At 37.7% G+C, this 24,437-nt stretch carries 29 protein-coding genes; 3 read left to right on the top strand and 26 right to left on the bottom strand.

Features of this window, described 5'->3' with window-relative positions:
• Window positions 1-74: 74 nt before the first annotated feature.
• Complete coding sequence (locus tag ACPWSR_RS13065) at window positions 75-509, bottom strand: hypothetical protein (protein ID WP_426348671.1); 435 nt, start codon at window positions 507-509, stop codon at window positions 75-77.
• Window positions 510-730: 221 nt separating this feature from the next.
• Window positions 731-1,138 carry a hypothetical protein gene (locus ACPWSR_RS13060; RefSeq protein WP_426348670.1) on the bottom strand — a complete coding sequence of 136 codons (408 nt, stop codon included), beginning with the start codon at window positions 1,136-1,138 and terminating at the stop codon, window positions 731-733.
• A 470-nt stretch (window positions 1,139-1,608) separates the two neighbouring features.
• Between ACPWSR_RS13060 and ACPWSR_RS13055 the strand changes: the two genes are divergently transcribed.
• Entirely contained in the window at window positions 1,609-2,400 is a 792-nt protein-coding gene (locus ACPWSR_RS13055; RefSeq protein WP_426348669.1) for a class I SAM-dependent methyltransferase, read from the top strand.
• 95 nt (window positions 2,401-2,495) lie between these two features.
• On the opposite strand, the gene ACPWSR_RS13050 is transcribed toward ACPWSR_RS13055, so the two are convergent.
• The 5 genes from ACPWSR_RS13050 to ACPWSR_RS13030 form a co-directional block, all read right to left on the bottom strand.
• Window positions 2,496-3,194 carry an ABC transporter permease gene (locus tag ACPWSR_RS13050; RefSeq protein ID WP_426348668.1) on the bottom strand — a complete coding sequence of 233 codons (699 nt, stop codon included), beginning with the start codon at window positions 3,192-3,194 and terminating at the stop codon, window positions 2,496-2,498.
• 1 nt (window position 3,195) lies between these two features.
• Complete coding sequence (locus tag ACPWSR_RS13045) at window positions 3,196-4,044, bottom strand: ABC transporter ATP-binding protein (RefSeq protein WP_426348667.1); 849 nt, start codon at window positions 4,042-4,044, stop codon at window positions 3,196-3,198.
• On the bottom strand, window positions 4,034-4,525 hold the full coding sequence (locus tag ACPWSR_RS13040) for a hypothetical protein (RefSeq protein WP_426348666.1): 492 nt from the start codon (window positions 4,523-4,525) through the stop codon (window positions 4,034-4,036). Before ACPWSR_RS13040 ends, ACPWSR_RS13045 begins: the two co-directional genes overlap by 11 nt.
• Window positions 4,526-4,966, bottom strand: coding sequence for a LytTR family DNA-binding domain-containing protein (locus tag ACPWSR_RS13035; RefSeq protein ID WP_426348665.1), 441 nt, complete (start codon window positions 4,964-4,966; stop codon window positions 4,526-4,528). It lies immediately after the preceding gene.
• Between the two features lie 182 nt (window positions 4,967-5,148).
• Window positions 5,149-7,920 carry a penicillin-binding transpeptidase domain-containing protein gene (locus tag ACPWSR_RS13030; protein WP_426348664.1) on the bottom strand — a complete coding sequence of 924 codons (2,772 nt, stop codon included), beginning with the start codon at window positions 7,918-7,920 and terminating at the stop codon, window positions 5,149-5,151.
• A 468-nt stretch (window positions 7,921-8,388) separates the two neighbouring features.
• Here ACPWSR_RS13030 and ACPWSR_RS13025 point away from each other — a divergent pair, with 468 nt between their 5' ends.
• Window positions 8,389-8,799: a hypothetical protein gene (locus ACPWSR_RS13025; RefSeq protein ID WP_426348663.1), complete on the top strand. Its 411-nt coding sequence runs from the start codon at window positions 8,389-8,391 to the stop codon at window positions 8,797-8,799.
• On the top strand, window positions 8,796-9,590 hold the full coding sequence (locus ACPWSR_RS13020; protein WP_426351386.1) for a DNA/RNA non-specific endonuclease: 795 nt from the start codon (window positions 8,796-8,798) through the stop codon (window positions 9,588-9,590). The genes ACPWSR_RS13025 and ACPWSR_RS13020 overlap by 4 nt, the downstream gene beginning before the upstream one ends.
• Before the next feature lie 220 nt (window positions 9,591-9,810).
• Here ACPWSR_RS13020 and ACPWSR_RS13015 read toward each other — a convergent pair whose 3' ends face one another.
• From ACPWSR_RS13015 to ACPWSR_RS12925, 19 genes are all read right to left on the bottom strand, one after another.
• Complete coding sequence (locus ACPWSR_RS13015) at window positions 9,811-10,404, bottom strand: class I SAM-dependent DNA methyltransferase (RefSeq protein ID WP_426348662.1); 594 nt, start codon at window positions 10,402-10,404, stop codon at window positions 9,811-9,813.
• Window positions 10,405-10,592: 188 nt separating this feature from the next.
• On the bottom strand, window positions 10,593-11,369 hold the full coding sequence (locus ACPWSR_RS13010) for an acetyl-CoA carboxylase carboxyltransferase subunit alpha (protein WP_426348661.1): 777 nt from the start codon (window positions 11,367-11,369) through the stop codon (window positions 10,593-10,595).
• The gene (gene accD, locus ACPWSR_RS13005) at window positions 11,369-12,229 is read right to left on the bottom strand and encodes an acetyl-CoA carboxylase, carboxyltransferase subunit beta (RefSeq protein WP_426351385.1); all 861 of its coding nucleotides are present in this window, start codon (window positions 12,227-12,229) and stop codon (window positions 11,369-11,371) included. The genes ACPWSR_RS13010 and accD overlap by 1 nt, the downstream gene beginning before the upstream one ends.
• Complete coding sequence (gene accC / locus ACPWSR_RS13000; protein WP_426348660.1) at window positions 12,207-13,544, bottom strand: acetyl-CoA carboxylase biotin carboxylase subunit; 1,338 nt, start codon at window positions 13,542-13,544, stop codon at window positions 12,207-12,209. Before accC ends, accD begins: the two co-directional genes overlap by 23 nt.
• A gap of 4 nt (window positions 13,545-13,548) precedes the next feature.
• Entirely contained in the window at window positions 13,549-13,965 is a 417-nt protein-coding gene (locus ACPWSR_RS12995; protein ID WP_426348659.1) for a 3-hydroxyacyl-ACP dehydratase FabZ family protein, read from the bottom strand.
• 5 nt (window positions 13,966-13,970) lie between these two features.
• Complete coding sequence (gene accB, locus ACPWSR_RS12990) at window positions 13,971-14,426, bottom strand: acetyl-CoA carboxylase biotin carboxyl carrier protein (RefSeq protein ID WP_426348658.1); 456 nt, start codon at window positions 14,424-14,426, stop codon at window positions 13,971-13,973.
• A gap of 2 nt (window positions 14,427-14,428) precedes the next feature.
• Complete coding sequence (fabF, locus tag ACPWSR_RS12985; protein WP_426348657.1) at window positions 14,429-15,661, bottom strand: beta-ketoacyl-ACP synthase II; 1,233 nt, start codon at window positions 15,659-15,661, stop codon at window positions 14,429-14,431.
• 12 nt (window positions 15,662-15,673) lie between these two features.
• A complete protein-coding gene (fabG, locus tag ACPWSR_RS12980; protein ID WP_426348656.1) occupies window positions 15,674-16,408 on the bottom strand; it encodes a 3-oxoacyl-[acyl-carrier-protein] reductase in 735 nt (244 codons plus the stop codon).
• The gene (gene fabD, locus ACPWSR_RS12975) at window positions 16,401-17,321 is read right to left on the bottom strand and encodes an ACP S-malonyltransferase (RefSeq protein WP_426348655.1); all 921 of its coding nucleotides are present in this window, start codon (window positions 17,319-17,321) and stop codon (window positions 16,401-16,403) included. Before fabD ends, fabG begins: the two co-directional genes overlap by 8 nt.
• Window positions 17,309-18,277 carry an enoyl-[acyl-carrier-protein] reductase FabK gene (gene fabK / locus ACPWSR_RS12970; protein ID WP_426348654.1) on the bottom strand — a complete coding sequence of 323 codons (969 nt, stop codon included), beginning with the start codon at window positions 18,275-18,277 and terminating at the stop codon, window positions 17,309-17,311. Before fabK ends, fabD begins: the two co-directional genes overlap by 13 nt.
• Window positions 18,270-18,503 carry a phosphopantetheine-binding protein gene (locus tag ACPWSR_RS12965; RefSeq protein ID WP_426348653.1) on the bottom strand — a complete coding sequence of 78 codons (234 nt, stop codon included), beginning with the start codon at window positions 18,501-18,503 and terminating at the stop codon, window positions 18,270-18,272. The genes fabK and ACPWSR_RS12965 overlap by 8 nt, the downstream gene beginning before the upstream one ends.
• Window positions 18,504-18,553: 50 nt before the next feature.
• Window positions 18,554-19,507, bottom strand: coding sequence for a beta-ketoacyl-ACP synthase III (locus ACPWSR_RS12960; RefSeq protein WP_426348652.1), 954 nt, complete (start codon window positions 19,505-19,507; stop codon window positions 18,554-18,556).
• Window positions 19,504-19,962, bottom strand: coding sequence for a MarR family winged helix-turn-helix transcriptional regulator (locus ACPWSR_RS12955; protein WP_426348651.1), 459 nt, complete (start codon window positions 19,960-19,962; stop codon window positions 19,504-19,506). Before ACPWSR_RS12955 ends, ACPWSR_RS12960 begins: the two co-directional genes overlap by 4 nt.
• Before the next feature lie 306 nt (window positions 19,963-20,268).
• Window positions 20,269-20,841 (bottom strand): helix-turn-helix domain-containing protein, encoded by a 573-nt coding sequence (locus tag ACPWSR_RS12950; protein WP_426348650.1) that lies wholly within the window; start codon window positions 20,839-20,841, stop codon window positions 20,269-20,271.
• Window positions 20,842-20,970: 129 nt separating this feature from the next.
• Window positions 20,971-21,396, bottom strand: coding sequence for a helix-turn-helix domain-containing protein (locus ACPWSR_RS12945; RefSeq protein WP_426348649.1), 426 nt, complete (start codon window positions 21,394-21,396; stop codon window positions 20,971-20,973).
• A 231-nt stretch (window positions 21,397-21,627) separates the two neighbouring features.
• Window positions 21,628-22,101: a GNAT family N-acetyltransferase gene (locus ACPWSR_RS12940; protein WP_426348648.1), complete on the bottom strand. Its 474-nt coding sequence runs from the start codon at window positions 22,099-22,101 to the stop codon at window positions 21,628-21,630.
• A 160-nt stretch (window positions 22,102-22,261) separates the two neighbouring features.
• Window positions 22,262-23,083, bottom strand: a complete 822-nt coding sequence (locus ACPWSR_RS12935; RefSeq protein WP_426348647.1) for a GNAT family N-acetyltransferase — start codon at window positions 23,081-23,083, stop codon at window positions 22,262-22,264.
• 74 nt (window positions 23,084-23,157) lie between these two features.
• Complete coding sequence (locus tag ACPWSR_RS12930) at window positions 23,158-23,658, bottom strand: EutP/PduV family microcompartment system protein (RefSeq protein ID WP_426348646.1); 501 nt, start codon at window positions 23,656-23,658, stop codon at window positions 23,158-23,160.
• Between the two features lie 210 nt (window positions 23,659-23,868).
• Complete coding sequence (locus ACPWSR_RS12925; RefSeq protein WP_426348645.1) at window positions 23,869-24,375, bottom strand: GNAT family N-acetyltransferase; 507 nt, start codon at window positions 24,373-24,375, stop codon at window positions 23,869-23,871.
• Between the last annotated feature and the right edge of the window lie 62 nt (window positions 24,376-24,437).

The raw sequence follows: 24,437 nt of genomic DNA, 5'->3' as shown, positions 1-24,437 counted from the left end.
ATATTAAGCAAGTATTATTTTAAAATAGTCCTAATCCCCTGATAGCTTCACAATTTTATTAATATCCTTTGTGATTATCCCTTATAATTTACGTAACTAACATACACATGTCCTATACAAAAGATCAGCCCAAATATCAGCAGCAGATAATCTCTTGATAATATACCGCTGAGTACAAAAATTGCACTAGGGATAATAGCTAAGGTAAGAGCACAGAAAGGACTGGGTCTCTTGAAATACAGCAGCCATCCAATCCAATAAGCTATAATTAGCACAATCATTATAAAAATCCATAGAAGGAAAGCTACTTTTAATTTAAAACCATACTCCAGTATACCTATATTAAAAGCCATAAAAAACATTGAGCCATAGCGTCCAAGCTGTTCGAAGAAGTTCATTATCTTATTTTTACATTTGTTTTCTACCCCTTTAAATTTAAAGGCATAGATTATATTAGGTATCAGTATTAACACAACAATTATAATTCCAAAAGCATTAATCCATTCCATTTGTCTTCCCCACCAGTCTACCTTATATATTATTTCTATTCTATTTGAATATCCAATTATCATTAACTAAGCTGTTACTTATCATATGTAATCAATTCTTATCTTTCTCCTGTAAATAAAGACCCTATAAATATTGTACCACCAAACTAATATGCCTGAAATAAAAATTCTGAAGAAGCCCATGTCCTCTCCAGAATCTTAATTAGTATATTTATTCTATATTATTCATTTAATACTGTTCTTCTACTAATGCTTGTCTTTAGCTCCAGCTTCTTTTTCACCTTGTTATATTCCTCTGAAACCCTAATATCATAAGCTATCCAACCGAGGCTTATTCTCATGGTGTGGCTTTCTCTGTCTTTAGTAGTGAAGATGAAGATTTCAGCTTTGAGTCCTTCTATATCCTCTGGCAGCTCTTTTAACACCTCTTCTTCTAGCTTTAGGATCCACCTATCCTCAAGGATATACTGCTTTTCCTTGGGAAGCTCCCTGTAATAGAGGGCAAGCTGTGCTTCTGTAAAGGTGGTTTTTACCACCACCTCCTTGAAGTAGCTGGATAATATCATATAAAATGCATACTCCAGAGTGTACTGCTTCTTTAGCTTTTTCTTTTCTTCAGCGATAAACATAATATCTTCCTCCTTTAAACTCACTGATTTATCAGTCTAGCCTTGAGTCCATAGGGCAAAAAAATAACATATGGACATAGTTATAGAGCTAGCTCTAAATCATGAGTTCCATATGCCAACCTTGGCGATATTCTATTGTCTATCCTTGAAGCATATTTAATTTTATAATATCATCAACAGCTTGTCAATATATATTCTAAATATTACAAATACTTAGAATATAGCTTCAGTAAAATTATTTTATTTATTGTAAATCTCATATTATCTATGATACAATTTTCTAATTACCATATTATGTTAATCAAGCCGTAATGCCTTTTGAAAGCATCATTATACTATTGCAACTAATTATCTAATTACCATTTATCACAGCACTAATTATATAAATCCATCATATATAAAGGCTGTAATTGTCTTTAAAAGTATTGCAGCAAAGAGAATTTATAAAAATACTACTGGGGGATTGGGATATGAATTATGTTGTAGAAAGCTATGAAAATTATAAAGAAGAAGATAGGCTTACAACCAATAAGTCTAGACAAGTAGAATTTATTACTACCGTAAGAGCCTTTAATGAGGTTTTTCCTGCTAGTGGTAAGCTATTAGATTGTGGTGCTGGCACAGGCATCTATTCCTTTTACTATGGTGATATGGGCTACGAGGTTACAGCCCTAGATATAACTCCACGGCATATAAATATCATTAATCAGGAATTAAAGAATAAAGGCTACCACATGGATGCCTTGGTGAACGATGCAACGGACTTAAGCCTATTTGATGATGAAACCTTCGATGTAGTATTGTGCATGGGCCCTCTTTATCATTTAACTGACAGAGTCTTACGGGAAAAATGCCTAGCTGAATGTATTCGTGTTCTAAAAAAGGGTGGTTTGCTGGCAGTGTCATATATAAGCAGATTCTATATGTTCCCTCATATTGCTTCCAGTGATAAAAAGTATCTTAACATGAGCTTCGGGAAAAAATTAATTGATACTGGTGTAATTAATCATGAAGATCCTGACTGCTTTTGGACAGACTCCTATTACTATAGCCCAGATGAGATTGAAAATGACTTTAATAAGTTCAATATCAAAATTGTAGACCATCTGGCTGCTGATGGAATTTCTCCACTTTTAAGAGATAAGGTTAACAGTATGAATGATGAGGAATATAAGATTTGGTGCGACTATCACTACGCTGTTTGTAGAGAAAAAAGCATTTTAGGAGCAAGTAATCATGGGCTGATTATTGGTAGAAAGTAATACCTCCCTATAAACAATAGCCATAGAAATACAAAGAGGGCTCACTTCAGCCCTCTTTAATAATTCCCCTCTAAAGCTTCACTTATAAAAAACTACTACCCTATCTCCCTCCTCCTATAAGCCACACCAAAAAGTCCAACTACCACCACAAGATTTATCCCTAGTATTATAATACTTTCAATACCTACAGCCTCTCCCCTTATGGAGCTAATTAGGTTGTTAATCTGCTGGGAATAGGTGAACCTTGATACCTTGCCTATAGTTTCATTAAACATAGAAATCATGGGCAGGAAGGAGAATATAATCATCACTGGAACTGAGATAGAGGTCTCTGCCATCTGATTTTTGCATAATAGTCCTATTACTGCTCCTATAGCTATGGCTATTAATATTCCTACAGACATTATCCCAAAAAACCTTGCGAAATCGGCGTCCTTGTAGCCTCCAACAACTCCAAAGATGCAGGTTCCTATGCTGCAGATGAGATATAAATAGCTACCTACTCCTATTAGATATTCACTAGCTTTAACATTGGACATCATGAGCATGGGTAAGGTGTTCTTTTCCTTCTCCTCGGAGATGATAGCTGCCATGCTGATAAGGGGTGACATGCCAATAAACATGGTGGCAAAGAGAAGGACAAAATACCCTTTAGGCATATTCTCTATTTTTATAGTTCCCTCCATTATCACAGCCATTAAGGGAAACATGATAAATTGTACTAGCACTCCCTTGTTCTTAAAGGTATCCTTTATCTGCTTCTTAAAGATTGCTGATATCTTCCTTATACTCATACTATTGAAAGCTCCTTCCTGTCAGTTCCATAAATACTGTTTCAAGGCTGGGCTCTGTGGAGTGGATAGCTTCCACGAGGTTTTCTTTAAAATAAGGCTCTATGGCCTTAGGGACATTCTCATCATTTTTTAGGAAGACAGTCTCTCCATTTTTTAAAAATAGCTGTAGCTTATTCTGATGATTGTATCTTCTGCAGATTTCCTCAGGCTTTCCATATTCCACAATCCTCCCTTCATGGAGAAGAGCAATATTGTCACAGAGCTTTGAGGCCTCCTCCATGTTGTGGGTGGTGAGAAATACTGTAGTCCCCTTCATTTTCTCCTCTAGGATCAGTCTGTGGATTTCCCCTGCTGTTCCTGGATCTAAGCCACTGGTGGGCTCGTCAAGGAAGAGAACCTTAGGAGAATTTAAAATAGCTCTAGCCAGTACTAACCTCTGCTTCATCCCCTTTGACAGCTTATGCACTGCTAGCTTTTTTGCTTCCAGGAGGCCAACCTTCTTGAGCACACTGTCAATAACACTCTTGGACACCCCATATATTTCAGTAAACAAAACTAAATTATCATAGCAGCTTAGCCTTTCATATAAACCGCTGTTATCCAGAACCATACCCAGTCTTAAATATATATCCTGAGTCAGCTCTCTTGTATCCTTTCCTAGTAAAAGCGCCTCCCCCTCTGTCTGCCTAAGCTGTCCTATGAGTATTTTTATCAAGGTGGTTTTTCCTGCTCCCGAGGGTCCTAAGAGGCCAAAATTCTCACCCTCTGATATTTTTAAGCTAACCTTATTTAACACTGGAGCTATATTGAAAATCTTTGTAAGGTCATTTATCTCAATACTATAATTCATCCTGCTCCTCCTTGAGCTTCTCCTTTAATCTATCAAGGCCTTCCTGCATTTTTTTATTTTCATATCTTTCCTTATAGGTCATAATAAGAACGCTGCTTCCAAAGCTAAGGGCAAAGCCTAAAATAAACATCAGCCATGGCTGCCAATAATCTATAGGAAACCACTCAAAGCTTATGATGAAAGCCATGATAGTAGCAGCTATAGATAAAAGCATAAAAATATACCTTATGGTAACAGATAACTTTTTTATAATTGTATCAGTTAAAAAAATATAATTATAAGCCACCGTAAGGGCTGAAATTCCCAAAAACTGAACCATGATGCTGAGGGGTAATCCCCTACTTCCTAAATGAAACATAGTTGATATCTCTGCTGCACCATCTCCGAAGATCTTTGCAAAGATGATCATTGCAAGCATTATTAAACCAAATATGGAGAATACCTGCCCTAGATAATCTAGAATACTTTTTTTCTCTTCCATTTATCTAACCCCCAATCTCTCTTTTACCTGCTCTGCATACTGCCTAGAAACTATCAGCTGTTCACCATTGCTCAGGGTTACCCGAAGCCGCCTGTCTATATCGCTCTTTAAGGAGACAATGTGTTTAAAATTGATAATGGAGGACTTGCTCCCTCGAAAAAAGCCTACCTTTACTAGCTGCTCCTCCAGCTCATAGAGCTTTAGCTTTGATTCATACTCTTTCTCCAGTGTGTAAATAAAGGTTTTCTTGTCCACCGTATCAATATAGAGGACCCTTCCTATATCAATAATATAGGTTTCTCCATTTCTAAGACCTGTTAGCTGTAGCTCCATCATTCTCATTAGAGATATAAGCTTTTCTATTTCTGGTGTCAAAGAATTACAGGTAATCTGTACCTCTGTGTCTTTTATATTCTCATCGGTTTTAATTGTGATTTTCATCCCCTCACCGCCATTTTCTTACTAATTCAAGGATATCAAAGGTAAATATTTCCTACAAGTAGCTTTATTCTAAGTTGCCACAGATAAGTATTAAGTTACCAATAGCTTAATATATTTATATAAAATAAAAATCCAGAGAATCACTCCCTAATCGAAGGATTCTCTGGATTTCCTATATTCTTTTAATCAATATTATCAATTTCAGGCTTCAAAGAATAATCTGTAGTACTTGATTTATAATTAGGATAGCTTTCTGTAAGCTCATCTCTAAAATAGGTTTCAAAGATAGCTCTTGCTACAGGGGCTGCATTGCTTCCGCCACCTCCATCATAAAGGACAACGGTTATGGCTATTTCAGGATTATCATAAGGTGCGAAGGCCTCAAACACTGCATAGGAGGATCTGCCAATATCCTTTTGATTATTGCTATAAATAGCTGTACCGGTTTTTCCTCCTGTTGAGATTGGGAAATTAGCAAAGGTTGAGTTAGATGCTGTTACCGCTGCCATTCCCTCTTTAATGGCTTCAACGGTGCCTTCCTTTAAGTTTAATTCATTAAGTATTACAGGATTGTATTCTTCGATAACATTTCCATCTAAGTCTGTAATTTCATTAACCAGATAGGACTTGTACCTTGTTCCTCCATTAAGCACCGTGGAGAGAGCACTGCACAGCTGAAGGGGAGTGAGATTATTCATACCAAGTCCTATGGAGCTGTTCAGCAGATTACCCACAGAGGTAACATCTCCTGACCTATCAAAAGCTACATATCTTGCTATATTCTTCGCCGCATTTTCAAAATCAGCTTCTGTATATTTTACTCTTTCCTCTTCTTCATAAGTCTCAACTAGGTTCTTTAATAAATTTATAGCTTCTGTGTATACTTCATCATAAAAATCATTTATATTTTCAACCTCCCAGAGCTTCTTAAGAGCTTCTGAAACATAATCCTTCACAGCCTGCTTTGCTTTTGCTAATTCCTCATGGTCATTGCTACTTACTCCTATATTAAAGCCCCTATGCTTTTCTCCCAGAGAAGGAGCATAGGTATATTCTCCAGCCTCTAGCATGTCTACTATATCATATTTTGATAAGGTAGCTACTAGATTAGTGTAGGCATTGCTGCTATAAACCTGACCAGAGGTGGTTTCTTCTATTTCAATGCCAGTACTGCTTCTTTCATTGGTTTCAGGATTATAACCCAGTCCCAGCTTCCAGGCATATTCTGGGAGAGTATCGATTCCTGAATTCTTATATAATCTGTAGGCCAGCTCATAAAAATAATAGTTACAGGAATCCTTAAAGGCCTGAGTCATATCCTCATGACCATGAGTAGTTCCATAGGTTTCATAAATACCGCACATTCCTGTATAATTCTCAACCTCTTTATATTTATTGAATACTCCCTGATCTAGAATTTGCTCCTTCGGGTCAACAACACCTTCCTCAAGAGCTGCCATTGCTGTTACAAATTTATAGGTTGAACCTGTAGGGACTGAACCTTGTGTAGCATAGTTATACAATGCCTTGGGATATATATCGTAATTATCTCTGGTGTAGTCCTCAGAAAATAGATCCTCAGGGGTGAGGCTTGTTCCTGTAGATTTTATGTATTCCTCTGCAAAGGCTTCATAATCAGGGGCTAAAATATCCTCTGATATATTATTGGGATCAAAATAGGGATAGCTTGCCATGGCTAATACCTTCCCCGTATTCACCTCCTGAACCACCACAGCACCTCTTGTGGCATTACTTGTTATGCTACCTGCAGTTAATCTATTCCTCTGCAGCTCTTGGAGAGTTTCTTCAAGGGCTCTTTCAGCGGTATATTGTAGTGAGGAATCTATGGTTAGCTTCAGGTTATTTCCCGGCACCGCTTCGTTGCTCTCTAGCTCCTCCTTTATATTTCCATAGGTATCTACAGAAACTATCGTCTCCCTTTTGCTCCCCACAAGATACTTTTCAAAGGCTCCTTCTATTCCGCTGACTCCAATCTTGTCCGAGGACACATCATAACCCAGCTCCTGATATTTTTCTTGATTATTAGAGCTGATATAGGACATATAACCTAGCACCGTGGAGCCTAAGGAGCCATAGGGATAATATCTTACGGGCTCAATTTCTATGTTTATTCCAGAAAGTACATTTTCCTTCTGCATTAGTATATTAGCATTCTCCACGGAAATATTTGAGGCTATGGTAATGGTACTAAAGCTAGAATAGCTGGACATCTTGATTTTATCTAAAACTACCATAAAGCTCCTTATTTCCTCAAGGCTGTAGCTCTCCTGTAAAGCCCTGGCTATCTCTTCTCCGCTCATGGAGCTATAGGCCTTTGCCTCTTCCTCCGTGGGATTTAAAAGGTTATACATAGAATATTCCTTAACAAGCCTATAAAACATCTCCTCTGGAGTAACAGAAAGGATCGTTTCTTCATAAATGTTCAATTCCTCTTCATTATCCTTATCTAAATCCTTAAAGCCTTCTAGCTCCTGTCCTAAAGAATAGTCTAGATTTCTATCCTGCTTCCATCTCAAATCCATGGCTTTAATAGTAGCCTCATCCTCAGTACCATAATCCATATAGAAGCTTCCCTGAGGATCTATCTTCAATTCAAAGCCATCTTCAATAGCTATATCCAGCTCCTTAAAAAGCGAAAAAAGCTCTCTTAGTGTGCTATAAAGCTCTTCACTACTATCCTCTGCTTCCAGATAAACTACAGAATAGGAGTTTTTGCTGTCTGCTAACACAATCCCGTTAGAATCAGTAATCTTACCTCTTGGAGCTTGAGTAGCAATTAATCTTGTAGATGCATTAGCTGCTCTTCTGGCATATTCCTCCTGATTGATAACCTGCAAATCTATAAGCCTGAACAAAATGGCAGCGAAAATTATGAAAAGTAGAATTATCAGTGCTGTATATCTTGATATATTGATACTCTTTATCTTTCTCAAATTTCATCACCTATTAAATTATTTTATTTTCTGTTTTGAAAGCTTATCTTTATACTTATATTTTTTAATTAAAAGCTTAATTTCTCTTGATAGATTTGTGATTTTTTAATGAAATGAGACTTAAGTAAATTAAAAAGCTGGAATGATGAGATGCTTCCTATCATTCCAGCCTTATTTTTATTGTTATTGTCTATTGAAGCAATAAATAATATTAATCTTTTCCGTAAATATTCTCTCTACTTATATATTATACGAAATCAAAAGAAAATGTAAATATTAGTTATATCCACCTCTTTCTTTATCTAAATTTTATACATATTTCATTATATAATAAGAAACTTTTCTCTTATTTCATTTATAATAATAGAGAATGTGTTTATTATTTAGAAAAATAAATATAAAAATTAATTTTACTTAAATTTAATTTCTAATATTTGTAGACACAAGAATAATGAAGGGGTGAGTTTATTGAATGTAATTATATGCCTTGATGACTCTAATGGCATGATGTTTAACAAGCGACGACAAAGCAGAGATAGTAAAGTAATTGAAGATATTTCAAAAATGATAGGAGAAGAAATTTTATACATATCCTCTTATTCCGAAATTCTTTTTAAATCGTCTCCAATTAATTATGTTATTACTGATAATCCTTTAGTCACTGAGAATTGTCTCAGTCACTGTTTTATTGAAGATAAGATCATTGATATAAGCAACAAGGATATAACTCAATTTACTATCTACAGATGGAACAGGAAATATCCTGGTGATTTATTTTTTAATAGCAATTTAAAAGAAAATGGATTCCAATTAGTTTCTATTACAGAGTTTGTTGGTACATCACATGAATGTATTGGTAAGGAGGTTTGGCAAAGATGAAGTCCAGCAATAAAAACATTAAAATTATAGGTATTATTTTAGCCCTTTTACTTTTTGTAGGTGGTATTCTCTTCGAAAATAATGATCCTTCAAATCCTAATGGTATATCATCTACAATTTCAACAATACTAGAAGAAATCTTAGGATATGAAACACCTGTTGATGAAGAAGTATATGGATCTAATAATCAAGAATCGGTAATAGATGTTTCGGATATTCCAGAGTTTTCAGGAACCCCATATATAGCAATAAACAATAATATTCCTGATTTTTCACCTTCAGATTATACAACTACATCCTATGAAAATTATAGTGAATTGGATAGCTTGGGCCGTTGCGGAGTTGCTATGGCTTCTATCGGAACGGATCTAATGCCTACTGAGGAGCGAGGCAATATTGGACATGTTAAACCTACAGGATGGCAGACAGTTAAATATGATATTGTAGATGGAAAGTATCTCTATAATAGATGTCACCTTATTGGATATCAGCTTACTGCTGAGAATGCTAATAAAGAAAATCTTATTACAGGAACTCGCTATATGAATGTTGATGGAATGCTGCCCTTCGAGAATATGGTAGCAGACTATATAAAAGAAACTAATAATCATGTTCTATATAGAATTACTCCAATATATGAAGGTAATAACTTAGTTGCTACTGGGGTTCAGATGGAGGCTTATTCCGTAGAAGACAATGGTGACGGAATTTCCTTTAATGTTTTTGTTTATAATGCTCAGCCTGGAGTAACTATTGATTATTCAACTGGCGAGAGCTGGTTAGAGGATTAATAAAGTAAATTACATTTAAATAAGCAACACTCCAAAAATCTTTGGATTCTCCTTGGACAACTGTCTTTATTAGTAACGAATTCTTTCATGAGGCCCTAATATAGCCTATCCAAGGAACTATACTATTTTAAGCTTATACAAAAAAATTTCCGAAGAAGTCCTAAGACATCTTCGGAAATTTTTCTCTTTATTTATTTGAAATCCATGGCTCACTAAAGACCTACAAAGCCTTCTTAACTATACAGTTGAGCCACTTCTCATTTTCTCTGCCAATCCTTACATCTTCACTAATCCAAATTTCTATGACAGTAAAGCCTCTAACCTCTTGAAGCAATGACTGTAGCCTTTCCTCATTAATATCAGTAAAATACCTTCCATTGCGGAGGCCTTCAAAATCTCCATACTTAAAGGAAGCATAAAGTATACCTTCAGATTTTAAAGCTTCATAAAGCTTATGGAAAACAGCTTTAAGCTCCTCCATGGGAAGATGAAGTATTGAAGCACAGGCCCATATACCGTCATATTCCTCCCTGGCAGAGAACTCCTGAAAAAGCATCTGCTTTACTTCGATGCCAGTATTTTTAGAAGCTACCCTGCAGAGCTCTGGAGAACCATCCACAGCCTCTATATCAAAGCCCTTACTGAAAAAATATTTTGTATCTCTTCCGCTGCCGCAGCCAAAATCTAATATTTTTGCTCCTGGGCTTAGATACTTAATAAATTTCTCCTGAACCTCTTGAAAGTCCACGGAAAAGGTGGAGCTGGAGAAGCTCTCAGCATTATTATCATAATATTTTAGAGTTTCGTTATTCATAGGAAGGCTCCTTTAATAAATCTATTTAATCTATAATAGCTTTATTTTACCATAGGCTATCCTCCTAAACTATCTAAAAAAGCAATGTGCATTTTTATCTTTTGTTCCTCAAGGTTTATAATATTAATTCACCACAATTTATAATATATAAATAAGTCCAACAAATCATAACTATAGCTAAGGCTCTATCAAGCACCAAATACTCTGTACCTCTTATATCTATCTTCTAAAAGCTCCTCTATAGGAAGCTTCTTCTTATCAGCTATCTCTGCTATTAAATCCTCTTTAATACAATTTGTAATTTCCTTGAAGGTCCTGCCATCTTCGCCAATTACTTTTTCCACTATATTAAGATTAAGCATATCCTCTGCTGTAAGCCTCAGGCTTTCAGAGGCTTCTGGTGCCAGCTTTGGATCCTTCCACAGGATGCTTGCACAGCCTTCTGGGGATATTACTGAATAGATGGTGTTTTGGAGCATCCATACCTGGTCAGCCACCGCTAGGGCTAGGGCTCCTCCGCTGCCTCCTTCTCCAATAAGCACTGAAATTATAGGAGTTTTTAGGGTCATCATCTCCATGAGATTTTCTGCTATGGCCTGCCCCTGGCCTCTTTCCTCTGCTCCTATGCCGCAAAAGGCTCCGGCAGTATCTACAAAGCATATTACAGGCCTTTTGAACTTTTCTGCCTGCTTCATGAGTCTAAGAGCCTTTCTATAGCCCTCTGGATTTGCTGAGCCAAAGTTTCTTCTTACCTTGTCTTTGGTGTTAGTTCCTTTTTCTATGGCTATAACCGTTACAGGCATATTCTCTAAAGTAGCTATTCCTCCAACGATGGCTGGATCATCGGCAAAGCGTCTGTCTCCATGAAGCTCTATGAAATCACGAAAGATTTCCTTTATATAGCTGACTCCTGTTTTTCGGTCTGCTGACCTTGCCAGCTTTACCTTTTCATAGGCTGTATTCATCAGTTATCACCCCTTTTGTGAAGAGCTAAAAGCCTTTTAAGGGCAGCCTTTTGATTATTCCTTGGAACTATCATATCTACAAAGCCGTGGTCTAAGAGAAATTCTGACTTTTGAAAGCCCTCAGGCAATCTTTTACCCGTTACCTGCTCTATTACCCTTGCTCCAGCAAAGCCTACGGTAGCCATGGGCTCAGCTATTATAATATCTCCCTCCATGGCAAAGCTTGCTGTAACTCCACCGGTAGTTGGATCTGTAAGTACTGCTATATATAAGCCTCCAGCATCGCTAAAGAGCTTCACAGCACCGCTGATTTTTGCCATCTGCATCAGAGATAATATACCCTCCTGCATTCTGGCACCACCAGATACGGTATAGCCTATAACCGGTAAATTCCTTTCCTTTGCATATTCAAAGGTTCTTGTGATCTTTTCACCTACCACGGTGCCCATGCTTCCCAGCATAAAAAAGGGCTCCATGATAAAGATGGCACAGGGATTCCCTGAAATAGTGCAGGTACCGCATATCACTGCTTCCTTTTCCCTGCAGGCCAAGGCAGCATTTTTAAGCTTACTCTCATAGTCAGGAAAATCCAGGGGATTAGTTGACTGCAGCTCTTCAAATAATTCCTTAAAGGAAGACCTATCAGCAATATAATCTATCCTCTGGCGTGCATTAACGCGGTAATGCCAGCCGCATTTACACATATTAAAATTTTCATAGAGCTCACTGACTGCCATGGTGCTGGAGCATTTAGGACAGGTGTGGGCAAGCTCTGAGCTCTCAGAAGAAATGACCTTGGGAATGCGGCCTCCCTTTTCCAGCTCATTTTTATTCTTTTTAAATATCCCTCGAAGGAGCATCACTGTCACTTCCCTTCATATGAAAATTAGTATAGTAATTACCACTCTTAAATTCCTTAGTATTAATTGTGTCTATCTGGCTATCTATATTATTATCTATACCATCAACCACCAGCTCACAGAGAGCTGAATGCATCTTTCTAATAGCCTCTTCCCTGGTCTTGGCATGAACTATAAGCTTTCCAATCATTGAATCGTAGAAGGTAGGGAGCAGATAGTCATGATAAAGCACCGTGTCAAATCTAACCCAGGGTCCTCCAGGGACATGAAGAAATTTCACCCTTCCCCCTCCCCTAGCATTTATCCTACATTCAATGGCATAGCCGTCTAGCTTAATATCCTCCTGCTGAAAGTTAATCAGTACCCCTGCTGCTAATCTTATCTGCCACTTTACAATGTCTATTCCAGTAACCTGTTCTGTGATACCATGCTCCACCTGAAGCCTTGTATTCATCTCCATGAAATAAAAATTATTATCCTTATCTAGGAGGAATTCCACGGTGCCTACGCTGGTATAATTTACAGCCTTAGCAGCCTTCACCGCAGCTTCCATAATAGCCTTTCGTACTTCTTTGGTTACCGCTGGCGATGGTGCTTCTTCTATGAGCTTTTGATTGTTTTTTTGAATAGAACATTCCCTTTCTCCTAGAGAGATCACATTTCCCCCTTCATCGGCCAGGAGCTGAACCTCCACATGCTTAACAGGAGAGAGATATTTTTCTATATATACATTACCATCACTAAAGGCCATTCTTGCTTCCTCTGAAGCCATGGTAAAAGCACTAGAAAGCTCACCAGGAGCCTTAACAAGGCGGATTCCTTTGCCCCCTCCGCCAGCTCTTGCCTTTATAAGGATGGGGTAGCCTATTCTTTCCGCTTCACTTCTAGCTTCCTCTATATTCGATACAATATCACTGCCGGGAATCACAGGTACTCCTGCTTTTATCATTATGCTTCTGGCAGCATCCTTGTTTCCCATCTTGGATATAACCTCAGAGCTGGGACCAATAAAAACAATTCCATGCTTCTGGCATAGGTCTGCAAAATCAGCATTTTCTGATAGGAAGCCATAGCCAGGAAAGATAGCCTGTGCTCCAGTAACTAAGGCTGCACTTATTATGTTCTTCTGATTTAAGTAGCTTTTAGTGGCAGGAGCCTCTCCTATGCACAGAGCCTCATCAGCTAGGGCAACATGGAGGGAATCTGCATCTGCCTTAGAGTAAACAGCAACGGTGGATATCCCCATCTCCTTGCAGGCACGGATGATTCTAACGGCTATTTCTCCTCTATTAGCAATTAATATCTTTGAAAACATACTTTTAACCTCTTACTATTGCAAAGGAAAAGTTACATTCAACACAAAGCTTTTCCCCTACAAAGCCTTTCCCACTGGCAAAATAAAATTGCCCTCTTTTTTTTAATATGGTGCACTCTGTTTCAAAGAGATCACCAGGTCTTACAGTATTTTTAAACTTAACCTTATCAAGACCAGTAAAATATGGCGTAGAATTTTCCGTATCCTCCTGAAGCATCAGTACAGAAGCGGACTGTGCTAGGATTTCACAGAGAATAACCCCTGGAACCACAGGATTCCCCGGGAAATGTCCCTGCAAAAACCACTCATCTCCTCGTATCTTAACCCTTCCTCTAGCGATACCATCCTCTACCACTGCCTCATCTATTAGAAGCATGTTATCCCTATGAGGAATGATATTCATAATTTCTTCTCTATTCACATCTATCACCTCATCTGGAACAATTTCTGACCAAACTCCACCACTGTTTCATTACTTACATATATATCGGTAATTTCTCCATCTCTCTCTGCTAATATCTCATTAAGAAGCTTCATAGCCTCTATTATGCAGATTACATCACCCTTTTTCACCTTACTCCCTACCTTTACAAAAGGGGCGGCTTCAGGAGAGGCTGAGGAATAAAATACTCCCACCATGGGTGAAGTAACATAATAGGCATTATCAGGAGCAGCTGAAGTCTCCTTCACTACCTCCATAGCCTCTTCCTTGGTAGAGCTCTTTGCCTCCTGTATAGCCTGAGGTGCAGAGCTTCTTACTTCATTATCACTAAAGAAATTCTTTGCCAGCTTAATCTTCTTCCCCTCCTCAGCTATCTCTATAAGGGAAAGATTATTCTCATTCATTATATTTACAAGTTCTTTAACTTCCTTTAGATTCATGATTAATCCTCCACCTTTGTAAAGGCTAAGCAGGCATTATGCCCTCCAAAGCCCAGGGATATAGATAGGGCAAGGGCCAGGTCAGCTTCTCTTTTCTCTCCCTTTACATAATCTAGGTCACATTCTGAATCCTCCTCCACTAAGCCTATGGTAGGTGGTACCACACCCTCCTTAAGAGCAAGTATAGCTGCAATTGCTTCAACAGCACCGGCAGCTCCCAGCATATGTCCTGTCATGGATTTGGTGGAGCTTACAAGAGCTTTGTAGGCTTTATCTCCTAAGGCCTTTTTAATTGCCAGGGTTTCACTGACATCATTTAATGGGGTACTTGTTCCATGAGCATTAATATAAATCCTTGCTTCATCTACAAGCCCCGTCTCCTTTATGGCATTAACAATAGCCTTTGAGGAGGCTTCTGCTTCAGGATGGGGAGCGGTAATATGATAAGCATCACAGGTGGAGCCATAGCCCTTTAGCTCTGCGTAAATCTTTGCTCCTCTTGCCTTTGCATGACTGTATTCCTCCAGGACAAGAGCTCCTGCCCCCTCTCCCATGACAAAGCCACTTCTGTCCTTATCAAAGGGAATTGACGCCTTATTGGGGTCCTCTGATAAGGTTAGAGCCTTGCAATTGGTAAAGCCTGCTACAGCAATGGGAGTTATTGAGGCTTCAGAACCTCCAGCTATGATAGCCTTGGCATAACCGTGCTTTATAGCCCTGTAGGCTTCTCCAATACAGCTGCTTCCCGTAGCACAGGCGGTAATCACAGGAATGCAGGCGCCTTGTGCATTGTATTTCATGGCAATAGTACCCGCTGCAATATTTGCAATCATCATGGGTATATAGAAGGGTGAAACCTTTCTTGGTCCATTATTTAGAAGCTTCTCACTCTCCTCAGACATGGTTATTAGGCCACCTACCCCTGAGCCAAAATAAACACCAAAGTCCTCAGGATTTATATTATCTATGATTCCGCTATCTGAAACTGCCTGAGAAGCAGCAGCTACGGCATATTGAGTAAATAAATCCCTCTTCCTTGCTTCACTTTTCTCCATGTATAATAAAGGATCAAAGTCCTTAATCTCTGCGGCAAGCTTTGCCTTATATTCTGATGTATCAAAGCGGGTAATAGGACCTATTCCATTTTTCCCTGCTAGAAGTCCCTTCCAGAAGGAGTCTACATCATTTCCAATGGGGGTTATGGCCCCCATTCCAGTAATCACAACTCTGTTCATTATTTCACCTCATTATATTGCTAATCCGCCATCGACACGGATAACTTCACCAGTGATATAGCTAGCCTTATCGCTGGCCAAAAACAAAGCAAGCTCAGCAACGTCTTCAGTCTTTCCAATACGGCCCAAGGTTATGGCCTTAAGCAGCTCTTCCCTTTTGGTTAATTTTTCAGTCATGTCTGTTTCAATGAAGCCTGGAGCTATGGCATTACAGTTTATACCACGGCTTCCCAGCTCCTTAGCCACAGCCTTTGTAAGTCCAATGACACCAGCCTTAGATGCTGAGTAATTAGCCTGACCGGCATTTCCTGTAATCCCAACTATGGAGCTTATATTGATAATTTTTCCTGATCTATTTTTTATAAAATGCCCAGTTAAATGCTTTATAGTATTAAAGGTACCCTTGAGATTTGTATCTATTACCATATCAAAGGCCTCCTCCTTCATAGAATAGATGAGGCCATCCCTTGCTACTCCTGCATTATTAACCAGGATATCAATTCTATTCATTTCCTTGATAATTTTATCCAGGGTTTCTTTTACTTCATTAAAATCTGATACATTGCATTTATAGCACTCTGCCTCTACTCCAAAGGACCTGGCTTCAGTGCAGGTTTCCCTTGCCTTTTCCTCGCTGCCATTATATATCACAGCGATGTTAGCTCCTTCTGCAGCAAGCTTTAGGGCAATAGCCCTCCCAATACCCCTGGAGCCTCCAGTAATCACTGCATTTTTTCCTTTAAGCACTTTCCTTCACCGACCTTAATGTATGATTTAGACTTTCTATATTCTCTACATTGAAAACCCTAACTGAGGGGTTTATCTTAGAAATAAGTCCTTTTAAAACATTCCCCGGTCCCACCTCAATAAAGGTATCTGCCCCTTGTGCAATCATATTTTCAATAGTTTCCTGCCATCTAACAGGGCTTTTAATTTGCTCTGCCAGTAAGGACTTGATATCTTCCCCATAGGGAAGGGCATTGACATTTGAATATACAGGAACTGCTGGATTACTCATAGAGTAAGGCTCAATCTCTAAGAGAAATTTCTCTGAGGCTTTATTCATAAAGGGAGAGTGAAAGCCAGCACTTACTGCCAGAGGCATAAAGCGTCCTCCCTTTTCCTTTACCGCGTCCTTGAATAGGATGATTTCTTCCTTTAATCCTGCAACAACCAGCTGACCTGGGCAGTTATAATTCACAGGGTATATCCCCTTGTATTTATAGGAAAGCTCCTCTACCTCCTGGTTATTGAGCTTTAATACTGCTCCCATGGCTGTATCCCATTCCTTAGAGGCTTCCTCCATGAGCTCTCCTCTTCTGCACACTAGAGAAAAACCTTCCTCCAGGGGCATAGCACCGGAAAATACCAGTGCAGCAACCTCTCCTAGAGAAAAGCCTGCTACCATATGAGGAGTTATTCCTGCTTCCTCTAAGGCCTTAGCTGCTGCTAAATCCACTGAAAATATGCAGGGCTGAGTATTTTTTGTAAGCTTTAATTCCTCTTTAGTGCCATAGAAGCACTGCTGTGAGGTTCCTTCTCTTATGGAATCAGCTATATTAAAAACTTCTCTGGCGGCAGCACTGTGTTCATATAATTCTTTACCCATTCCACTGTACTGTGCTCCCTGACCAGAAAATACAAAGGCTATTTTACCCATTTCAATGCTCCATTCAAAATGTTTTCTGAACCTCTTAAAACCTCTTTAGCTTCCTTAAAAATCTCTTCTATGATCTCTGCTGCTGGCTGCTCCTTTTTAATTAGACCAGAGCTCTGACCAGCAAGGAAGCTTCCTCTCTTCTCATCACCTTCTACCACAGCAAGTCTCAAGGAGCCTACAGCTAGCTGCTCTAGGTCTTCATTGGAGATGGAGCTGTCGTATTCCTTTTTAAAATATTCTCTAGAAAACTGCGATTTCAGACTTCTAACAGGATGGCCAAGCCTCTTTCCTGTGGTTATGGTATCTATGTCCTTTGCTTTTAAAATCCTTTGCTTGTAGTTAGCATGAACATTACATTCATGGGCAACTAAAAATCTGGTACCCAGCTGAACCCCCTGAGCTCCCAGCATAAAAGCAGCAGCTACTCCCCTGCCATCAGCAATTCCCCCAGCAGCCACTACAGGAAGAGGGGTAGCATCACTGATTTGTGGAATCAATGCCAGGGTTGTGATCTCACCCACATGACCTCCTGATTCTCCCCCTTCAGCAATCACTGCCGCTGCACCAGCTCTAGTAACCAGCTTTGCCACAGCCACAGAAGCCACTACAGGTATAACCTTTATCCCTGCCTCATTCCACATGGGTATATATTTTGATGGATTTCCAGCACCGGTGGTTATTACCGGCACCTTCTCTTTGGCTAATAATTCTGCCACCTCATTAACATGAGGACTCATAAGCATAACATTTACGCCAAAGGGCTTATCTGTCAGCTCACGGGCTATGTTAATTTGCTCTAATAAATATTTTGAGTCAGCATTCATTGCAGAGATTATCCCTAAGCCCCCTCCGTTAGATACTGCAGCAGCAAGCCTTCCATCAGCTATCCATGCCATTCCTCCCTGAAAAATAGGGTACTTTATCCCAAGGAGTGAGCAGATATCTGTTTTACTCATGACTTCCACCAATCTTATCTTCTATGAATCTAACTAAGTCACCCACGGTATCTACCTTTTCTTGAAGCTCTAAAGGAACTCCTACCTCTTCCTCCAGCTCCATGAGAAGCTCTACAGTATCAAGGGAATCTAAGCCTAAGCTATCAAAGGGTGTATCCATGGTGATTGATGAAGCCTCTATATCAGTATGCTCAGCCAATAATTTAGCAAGTTTTTCTAAAATCATAATTAATTTCTCCTTTTATAAAAAATTGTATTTAGTTAGTCTATCTAACTTTACCACCTTAAAATACAGGCTCCACTGGAGAGCCCTCCTCCAAAGGCGGCTAGTGCCAATATATCATCTTTTTTAATACGTCCTGCTCTATTGAGCTCATCTATTAAAATGGGAATGCTAGCAGCTGAGGTATTCCCATAGCTTTCAATGTTGGAATGGAATCTTTCTGGTGGAATATTAAGGCGCTTCTTTGCTGCATCAATTATCCTTATATTAGCTTGATGGGGTATTACATGGTCTACCTCTTCAGGGGTTATCCCTGCTTCTTCTATTACCTCAGTTATATCCTTACACATGGCATTAACTGCAAACTTAAAGGTCTCCTGCCCCTTCATGTGGATATAGGGCTTTATCTGCTCATTCTTATAAAAGGGTGAGGAGCCCATAAAATTAGGTATCTTAATTACATCATCTCCACCCTGGGTGTTTAATTTTGAGGAAATGTAATTATCTCCTTCTGATAATAGGACTGCTCCTGCTCCATCTCCAAAGATCACACAGATACTGCGGTCGCTCCAATCCATAATCCTAGACATCCTTTCTGCCCCAATGACTAAGACCTTCTTAACCTTCTTCCTAGCAAAATATCCTGCTGCCGTTTCCAGCATAAAAATAAATGCACTGCAGGCAGCATTGATATCCATGGCAGGACAGGTAGCCCCTAGCCTTTCCTGAACACTGCAGGAAACAGCAGGAGAAATATCCTCTCCACTGACCGTGGCACAGATAATCATATCTAAGTCCTCTACCCTGGTATTTCCATTTTCTAAGGCTAATTTTGCAGCCTCATAGGCCAGATCTGCCGCTGTCTCTGTAGTACAGATATGGCGTTTTTTAACCCCTACTCTTTGAACTATCCACTCATCAGAGGTATCTATATATTTAGCCAAATCATCGTTGGTTACCGCCAGAGGCGGCACATAGCTTCCTGTTCCAATAATTTTAAAAGTCATTTAGTTTCACCAATACCTTTTTTGAAATAATCATTTAGTTTATAGATAGCCTTCAGGAGAAATACCTTCTCTTCTTCAGAAAATTCGCTGCTGATTTCCCTTACCATTTTTGTATGATAAAAATGGTGATATCTATCTATCACTTCACCTTCTTTCGTTAAATGTACTCTTACAACTCTCCCATCATCCTTGCTATTAACCTTCTCCAGGTAGCCTTTCTTTTCAAGCTTATTTACTGCTACCGTAGCCGACGGCCTGGTGATATTAAGCTCCTCAGCAATTTCACTAACGGTTCTCCCACCATCTCCACCCTTTCCTACAGCTTCAATCAGGTGCATTTCATTAATAGACAATGAGATCCCATTAGCATTTTTTAGAGCCTTCTCCTCGAGACGCAAGATATTATGATACACCTCCACCAAAATGCTATTTAACTCAACATCAAACCTATCCATTCCCATCTCTCCTTCAAAACTAATTAGATAGACTATCTAATTAAGCCTTATTTTAATCCAACTACCTTTATCTGTCAACAAAATTATTCCTGTACAACCAATATAAGGTTGGACATACGAACACTTTCTCACTTCTCACGTGGATGGCACCTTATGGATTTCGACATAAAAATACCGCATATTACATTGAATATGCAGCAAGGTAATTAATTTAATATTTAATTTTTACTTTTTAGTATAAGAAACTTATACCTCTATAATCCTAAAAAATTAGAGCTTGTCCTTACGTTTCTATTTTCAAACTTACTATAGCAACCATAGGAAAAGTACTGCAATAATTCCTGTTAATAATCCTGCTCCAGTTGCCAGTAAAAGCTTCTGATATGGTCTTTTTCCTGTTTCTCTCGCCTTCTCAATTTCATCTAGAGTTTTACCTTCAGTAAAAGCTACAATTTCTTTGTAGGTCTGAATATCAAATTTCTTCTTATGCTTTTCAACACGGATGGCATAATATATCACTACAGCAAAAAGGATAATATATGTGGCTATTCCCCACCACCCCAAAAGCTTACTAAGGGGAATTGGGAGTATAATAAGAGAAATGAATACTACTGTAAACACGTTGCTGTCCTTTTGGAATTTTTCAAGCTCCTGTGAATCAATTTCTTTTTTCATAATTTCAACATCTCCTTTGACAAGTTGGTCAAGGGATACAGAAAAAACTTCACTCAGCAACAGCAAACTCTTAATATCCGGATAAGTCTTGCCATTTTCCCAATTAGATATTGATTGTCTTGATACAAATACTCTTTCAGCAAGTTCCTCCTGTGAGAGTGTCTGTTCATTTCGGTATTTTTTGATTTGTGCTCCAAGTTCCATTTTCTGTACCTCCTTGTCACCAAGTTTAATTCAGAACCTAGTGTTTTTCTATCAAAGTTCTTTGATATATATACTTTTTGCCATGTCAAAGGTCTTTTACACGCCATATATTATGCTATATATACTATACTACTCTATATCCTTATCATAAATAATAACTTCTTCTCTATGAATTTCCTTATCCAAATTAACTCTTAGTGCACCGAAGGACAAAACGATTATAAGGTTGATAATGGCTATAAAAAGAATTATAATAACTATAATCTTCCAAAATTTACCCCATCTTCTATTCCTTATGGCCAGCTGTTCATTCACTCTAGCAAGCTGCTCTGCTATTTCATTTCTATTGCTATCTTCCATCAGATCCGCACCAAGTAATTCATTAACACTTACATCCAGAACCTCAGCAATTTTTTGTAAGGTTACTGCATCAGGTACCGACAACCCCTTTTCCCATTTCGATACAGTCTGCCTTACAACATTAACCTTAGCAGCAAGCTCTTCCTGAGTGAAGCCTTTGCTCTTCCTAATCATCTTTAAATTATCACTAAACAATTTGTGTTCCTCCCTGTCCTTTGATGGCTCTAGTATAGCTCCTACCCATCAGTTGCCTCAAGCAACGCAAGTTAACATTAAGTTTTTTTGATTCATAATTTATCTGAAATGCGACATAAAAAATACCGCATATTCACTTTCGAATAGTACGGTATTAGGATTAACTTAATATTTAATTTTACTTTCGTAATTTAAGAATAATTTGAATTAGTTAACTTCAAATTATAGTTATTATTCGTTCTTAAAAGTTTTTTTCAGAAAGTACTGTGTTATGTTATCAGGATAGTTATCTAACTCTGCAAAAATTTCATATCCACACGCTTGGTAGAACTTCGGAGATTGATAACTAAATGTGCAGGTATGAGAAAAAGTGCAACCATTATCCTTAGCTATTCTTTCTGCTTGGTATATTAATTCTTTTCCATAACCATATCCTCTGTATTTTTCATCAATCCATAACACATCTATGTACATACAATAATTAAAAGTATCACATAAAATAGCACCCACTGTAATATTACCATCCTTAAGGCAAAGATTGATGTCAAAGCCTGGTTTACGTAATAGCCCATCTGTGTTTTTAACATTATGATTATATAGTCTGCTACACACTTTATCTTTATCTTCTTTGCTAATCTCGGTTGTAAGAAAAACAGTGTTAGTCAAGGTGATATTAAGATTATTACTATCATTTTTAATATTCATTATTTACCCCCCTTATAAGATTAAATTTTAGTTCGTAATTTATTACTATTGCGAATTAATTATACCATATTTTGTAAATACCGTACTATTCAATTTTCAAAGAACATTTATGTCGTAATTTCTTCAAACTACGAACAGTTTCTCACTTTTCACGTGGATGTCACCTTTGCAAGCTACTTTTATAAGTTGCATAAACACTATTCTGATTTTCCATCTGAACAAATCCCATGGATTTAAATAACTCTACTCTCTCTACGTCATCTACATCTATTAAAGTCATCATACCATGAGGCCTGTTTAATCTAACAGCCTCTGCTAATAATGCCCTTTCATATCCACTCCATTGATATTCCTTCTTAACATAAAGGTCGTAAGGCTCATTCTCATCAAAACTATAAGTAATATCAAGATAACCTATCACTTCATCATTTTTTATTGCTAATAGTACTCTAAACATATTTGTTGCTTTAAGTACCTTTTCCCCCGTCCAATAAGTGTCTTTGGTATGTAGCACAAGATATTTGTGTTCATATTGGGGAGTATACTCTTGAATATTAACGTTCATTTCATACAGAATGTCATCTTTAACCAAATTAAGTTTTATCTGCTCAGTATCAATTCTTGCTTTTTTTTCATTTAGTATTTGTCTCAAAATGTAATTCTTAGGATTAAAAACGAAATCCATCTGAAACTCCTTATATTCTTCTTCTAAATAGTTAAGCATTTCTGAATATGCTATAGAACTTTTAGATAGCCCTATAATCATTTCAATATATTTTTCATTCATAAGAATTAAAAAAACGAAGAGACCAATTGCTTTATTTTCCTTAAAAACTGCAAACACTTTTTCATCTGACCTATGACAAGCATCAAGCAAATTATTTTTATTGTAAATATAATGTGGATCTGAAAAATTAGGATCACCAGATACCTCATCTATAAAATCCCAATAATCATTAAGTGATTCGATTTCTATAATCATATTTCCCCCATATAAATTCAAATTTATCACTTATTACTTTAATATTAAGTTTCTATATATCAAAATAAATTTCTCTATAATCCATTTAAAAAAGCATCACATTCCCCTCTATTACTTAGTATAATAACCCTCTTATCCTTAGAGCATCTTAAAATTTCTAAATATCTTTCACGATTTTTCTTATTAAAATTCCATACAAATTTTATGAAATTCAAATCAAATTTCTCAGGACAGTCTCCTCCCATATCCCGTCTAGTTTTTCCATAGCTTTTTATAACCCTACTAATAACTCCAAGGAGGCAAGTCCACCGTGAGTAATCCAAATATATCACCGTATCACAGTATTTTAATCTTAGAGGTATGCTACTGTTATAATTACCATCAATAATCCATCTGTCTTTTTCCAGCTCTTTCAGGAGCATAGCATTAAACTCTTCTCTAGCTACTGTCTCCCAATGTCCTGTCCAATAAAGCTTATCTAAATGAACTAACGGTAGGGATAACCTTTCTGAAAGCTTTTTCGAGAGAGTTGTCTTTCCACTGCCACTGCAACCTATAATCATAATCCTTTTCATTCTTTTGTACCTCCCGCTGAATAAGAGTATCTATTGGATGTCCATGCGAACAGTTTCTCACTTCTCACGTGGATGGCACCTTATGAATTTCGACATAAAAATACCGCATATTTATTCCGAATAGTACGGTATTATGGTTAAGATAATATTTGATTTTACTTTCGTAATAAATAAAGAATATGAATTAAAGACTATGCTCATTTTGCAGGGCTAAGCATTAGAATAATGTATTAAATCAAGTTCAAAATTATTTCGCTTAAATCCATTTTCTTCTATATGTGTTTGTTTTAATCCAATTTTTCTCAATACAGATGCACTTGCTGGATTTTCAGATACTACTTCTGCTTTAAAAATGGCATTTGGGTATTCATTCAAAACATAATGCATTAATGCACTCGCTGCTTCGCTTGCATAACCACACCCCCAGTGAACTCGAGATATTTGATAATAAAGCCCATAAATAAAATTTCCCTTATCCATACAAATGCAACCAACCATACCAATAGCTTTGTTATTTAGCAGAATAACAAAGCGGTCTATAAAGCCTTTGTTTGTCCGATTTATCTGATGTTCAATTAAGTTAATACATTCATCAATGGTGGTCAATAAAGGTGTAAATGTATATTTTATTACTTCAAAATCGCTCCATAATTCAAAGAAATCGTTTGCATATTTAACATCAAACCCAACCAATTCAAGCCGTTTTGTTTTCAGCATACTACACCTCCAAATAATAATTTTTACTTCGCAATAGTAAACTATTAAGAACTAATTATACC

Origin of the sequence: Alloiococcus sp. CFN-8, from assembly GCF_049943125.1 — a bacterium.
Taxonomy (GTDB): domain Bacteria; phylum Bacillota; class Clostridia; order Clostridiales; family Clostridiaceae; genus JAEXZL01.
The sequence above is the reverse complement of the archived record's forward strand: the minus strand, read 5'-3'. Positions and strand labels throughout refer to the sequence as shown.

Excerpts from the sequence above, each read along its gene's own strand:
- ACPWSR_RS13065 (WP_426348671.1), bottom strand. The coding sequence starts at position 509 with ATGGAATGGATTAATGCTTTTGGAATTATAATTGTTGTGTTAATACTG.
- ACPWSR_RS13060 (WP_426348670.1), bottom strand. The coding sequence starts at position 1,138 with ATGTTTATCGCTGAAGAAAAGAAAAAGCTAAAGAAGCAGTACACTCTG.
- ACPWSR_RS13055 (WP_426348669.1), top strand. The coding sequence starts at position 1,609 with ATGAATTATGTTGTAGAAAGCTATGAAAATTATAAAGAAGAAGATAGG.
- ACPWSR_RS13050 (WP_426348668.1), bottom strand. The coding sequence starts at position 3,194 with ATGAGTATAAGGAAGATATCAGCAATCTTTAAGAAGCAGATAAAGGAT.
- ACPWSR_RS13045 (WP_426348667.1), bottom strand. The coding sequence starts at position 4,044 with ATGAATTATAGTATTGAGATAAATGACCTTACAAAGATTTTCAATATA.
- ACPWSR_RS13040 (WP_426348666.1), bottom strand. The coding sequence starts at position 4,525 with ATGGAAGAGAAAAAAAGTATTCTAGATTATCTAGGGCAGGTATTCTCC.
- ACPWSR_RS13035 (WP_426348665.1), bottom strand. The coding sequence starts at position 4,966 with ATGAAAATCACAATTAAAACCGATGAGAATATAAAAGACACAGAGGTA.
- ACPWSR_RS13020 (WP_426351386.1), top strand. The coding sequence starts at position 8,796 with ATGAAGTCCAGCAATAAAAACATTAAAATTATAGGTATTATTTTAGCC.
- ACPWSR_RS13015 (WP_426348662.1), bottom strand. The coding sequence starts at position 10,404 with ATGAATAACGAAACTCTAAAATATTATGATAATAATGCTGAGAGCTTC.
- ACPWSR_RS13010 (WP_426348661.1), bottom strand. The coding sequence starts at position 11,369 with ATGAATACAGCCTATGAAAAGGTAAAGCTGGCAAGGTCAGCAGACCGA.
- accD (WP_426351385.1), bottom strand. The coding sequence starts at position 12,229 with ATGCTCCTTCGAGGGATATTTAAAAAGAATAAAAATGAGCTGGAAAAG.
- accC (WP_426348660.1), bottom strand. The coding sequence starts at position 13,544 with ATGTTTTCAAAGATATTAATTGCTAATAGAGGAGAAATAGCCGTTAGA.
- accB (WP_426348658.1), bottom strand. The coding sequence starts at position 14,426 with ATGAATCTAAAGGAAGTTAAAGAACTTGTAAATATAATGAATGAGAAT.
- fabF (WP_426348657.1), bottom strand. The coding sequence starts at position 15,661 with ATGAACAGAGTTGTGATTACTGGAATGGGGGCCATAACCCCCATTGGA.
- fabD (WP_426348655.1), bottom strand. The coding sequence starts at position 17,321 with ATGGGTAAAATAGCCTTTGTATTTTCTGGTCAGGGAGCACAGTACAGT.
- fabK (WP_426348654.1), bottom strand. The coding sequence starts at position 18,277 with ATGAGTAAAACAGATATCTGCTCACTCCTTGGGATAAAGTACCCTATT.
- ACPWSR_RS12965 (WP_426348653.1), bottom strand. The coding sequence starts at position 18,503 with ATGATTTTAGAAAAACTTGCTAAATTATTGGCTGAGCATACTGATATA.
- ACPWSR_RS12960 (WP_426348652.1), bottom strand. The coding sequence starts at position 19,507 with ATGACTTTTAAAATTATTGGAACAGGAAGCTATGTGCCGCCTCTGGCG.
- ACPWSR_RS12955 (WP_426348651.1), bottom strand. The coding sequence starts at position 19,962 with ATGGATAGGTTTGATGTTGAGTTAAATAGCATTTTGGTGGAGGTGTAT.
- ACPWSR_RS12950 (WP_426348650.1), bottom strand. The coding sequence starts at position 20,841 with ATGGAACTTGGAGCACAAATCAAAAAATACCGAAATGAACAGACACTC.
- ACPWSR_RS12940 (WP_426348648.1), bottom strand. The coding sequence starts at position 22,101 with ATGAATATTAAAAATGATAGTAATAATCTTAATATCACCTTGACTAAC.
- ACPWSR_RS12935 (WP_426348647.1), bottom strand. The coding sequence starts at position 23,083 with ATGATTATAGAAATCGAATCACTTAATGATTATTGGGATTTTATAGAT.
- ACPWSR_RS12930 (WP_426348646.1), bottom strand. The coding sequence starts at position 23,658 with ATGAAAAGGATTATGATTATAGGTTGCAGTGGCAGTGGAAAGACAACT.
- ACPWSR_RS12925 (WP_426348645.1), bottom strand. The coding sequence starts at position 24,375 with ATGCTGAAAACAAAACGGCTTGAATTGGTTGGGTTTGATGTTAAATAT.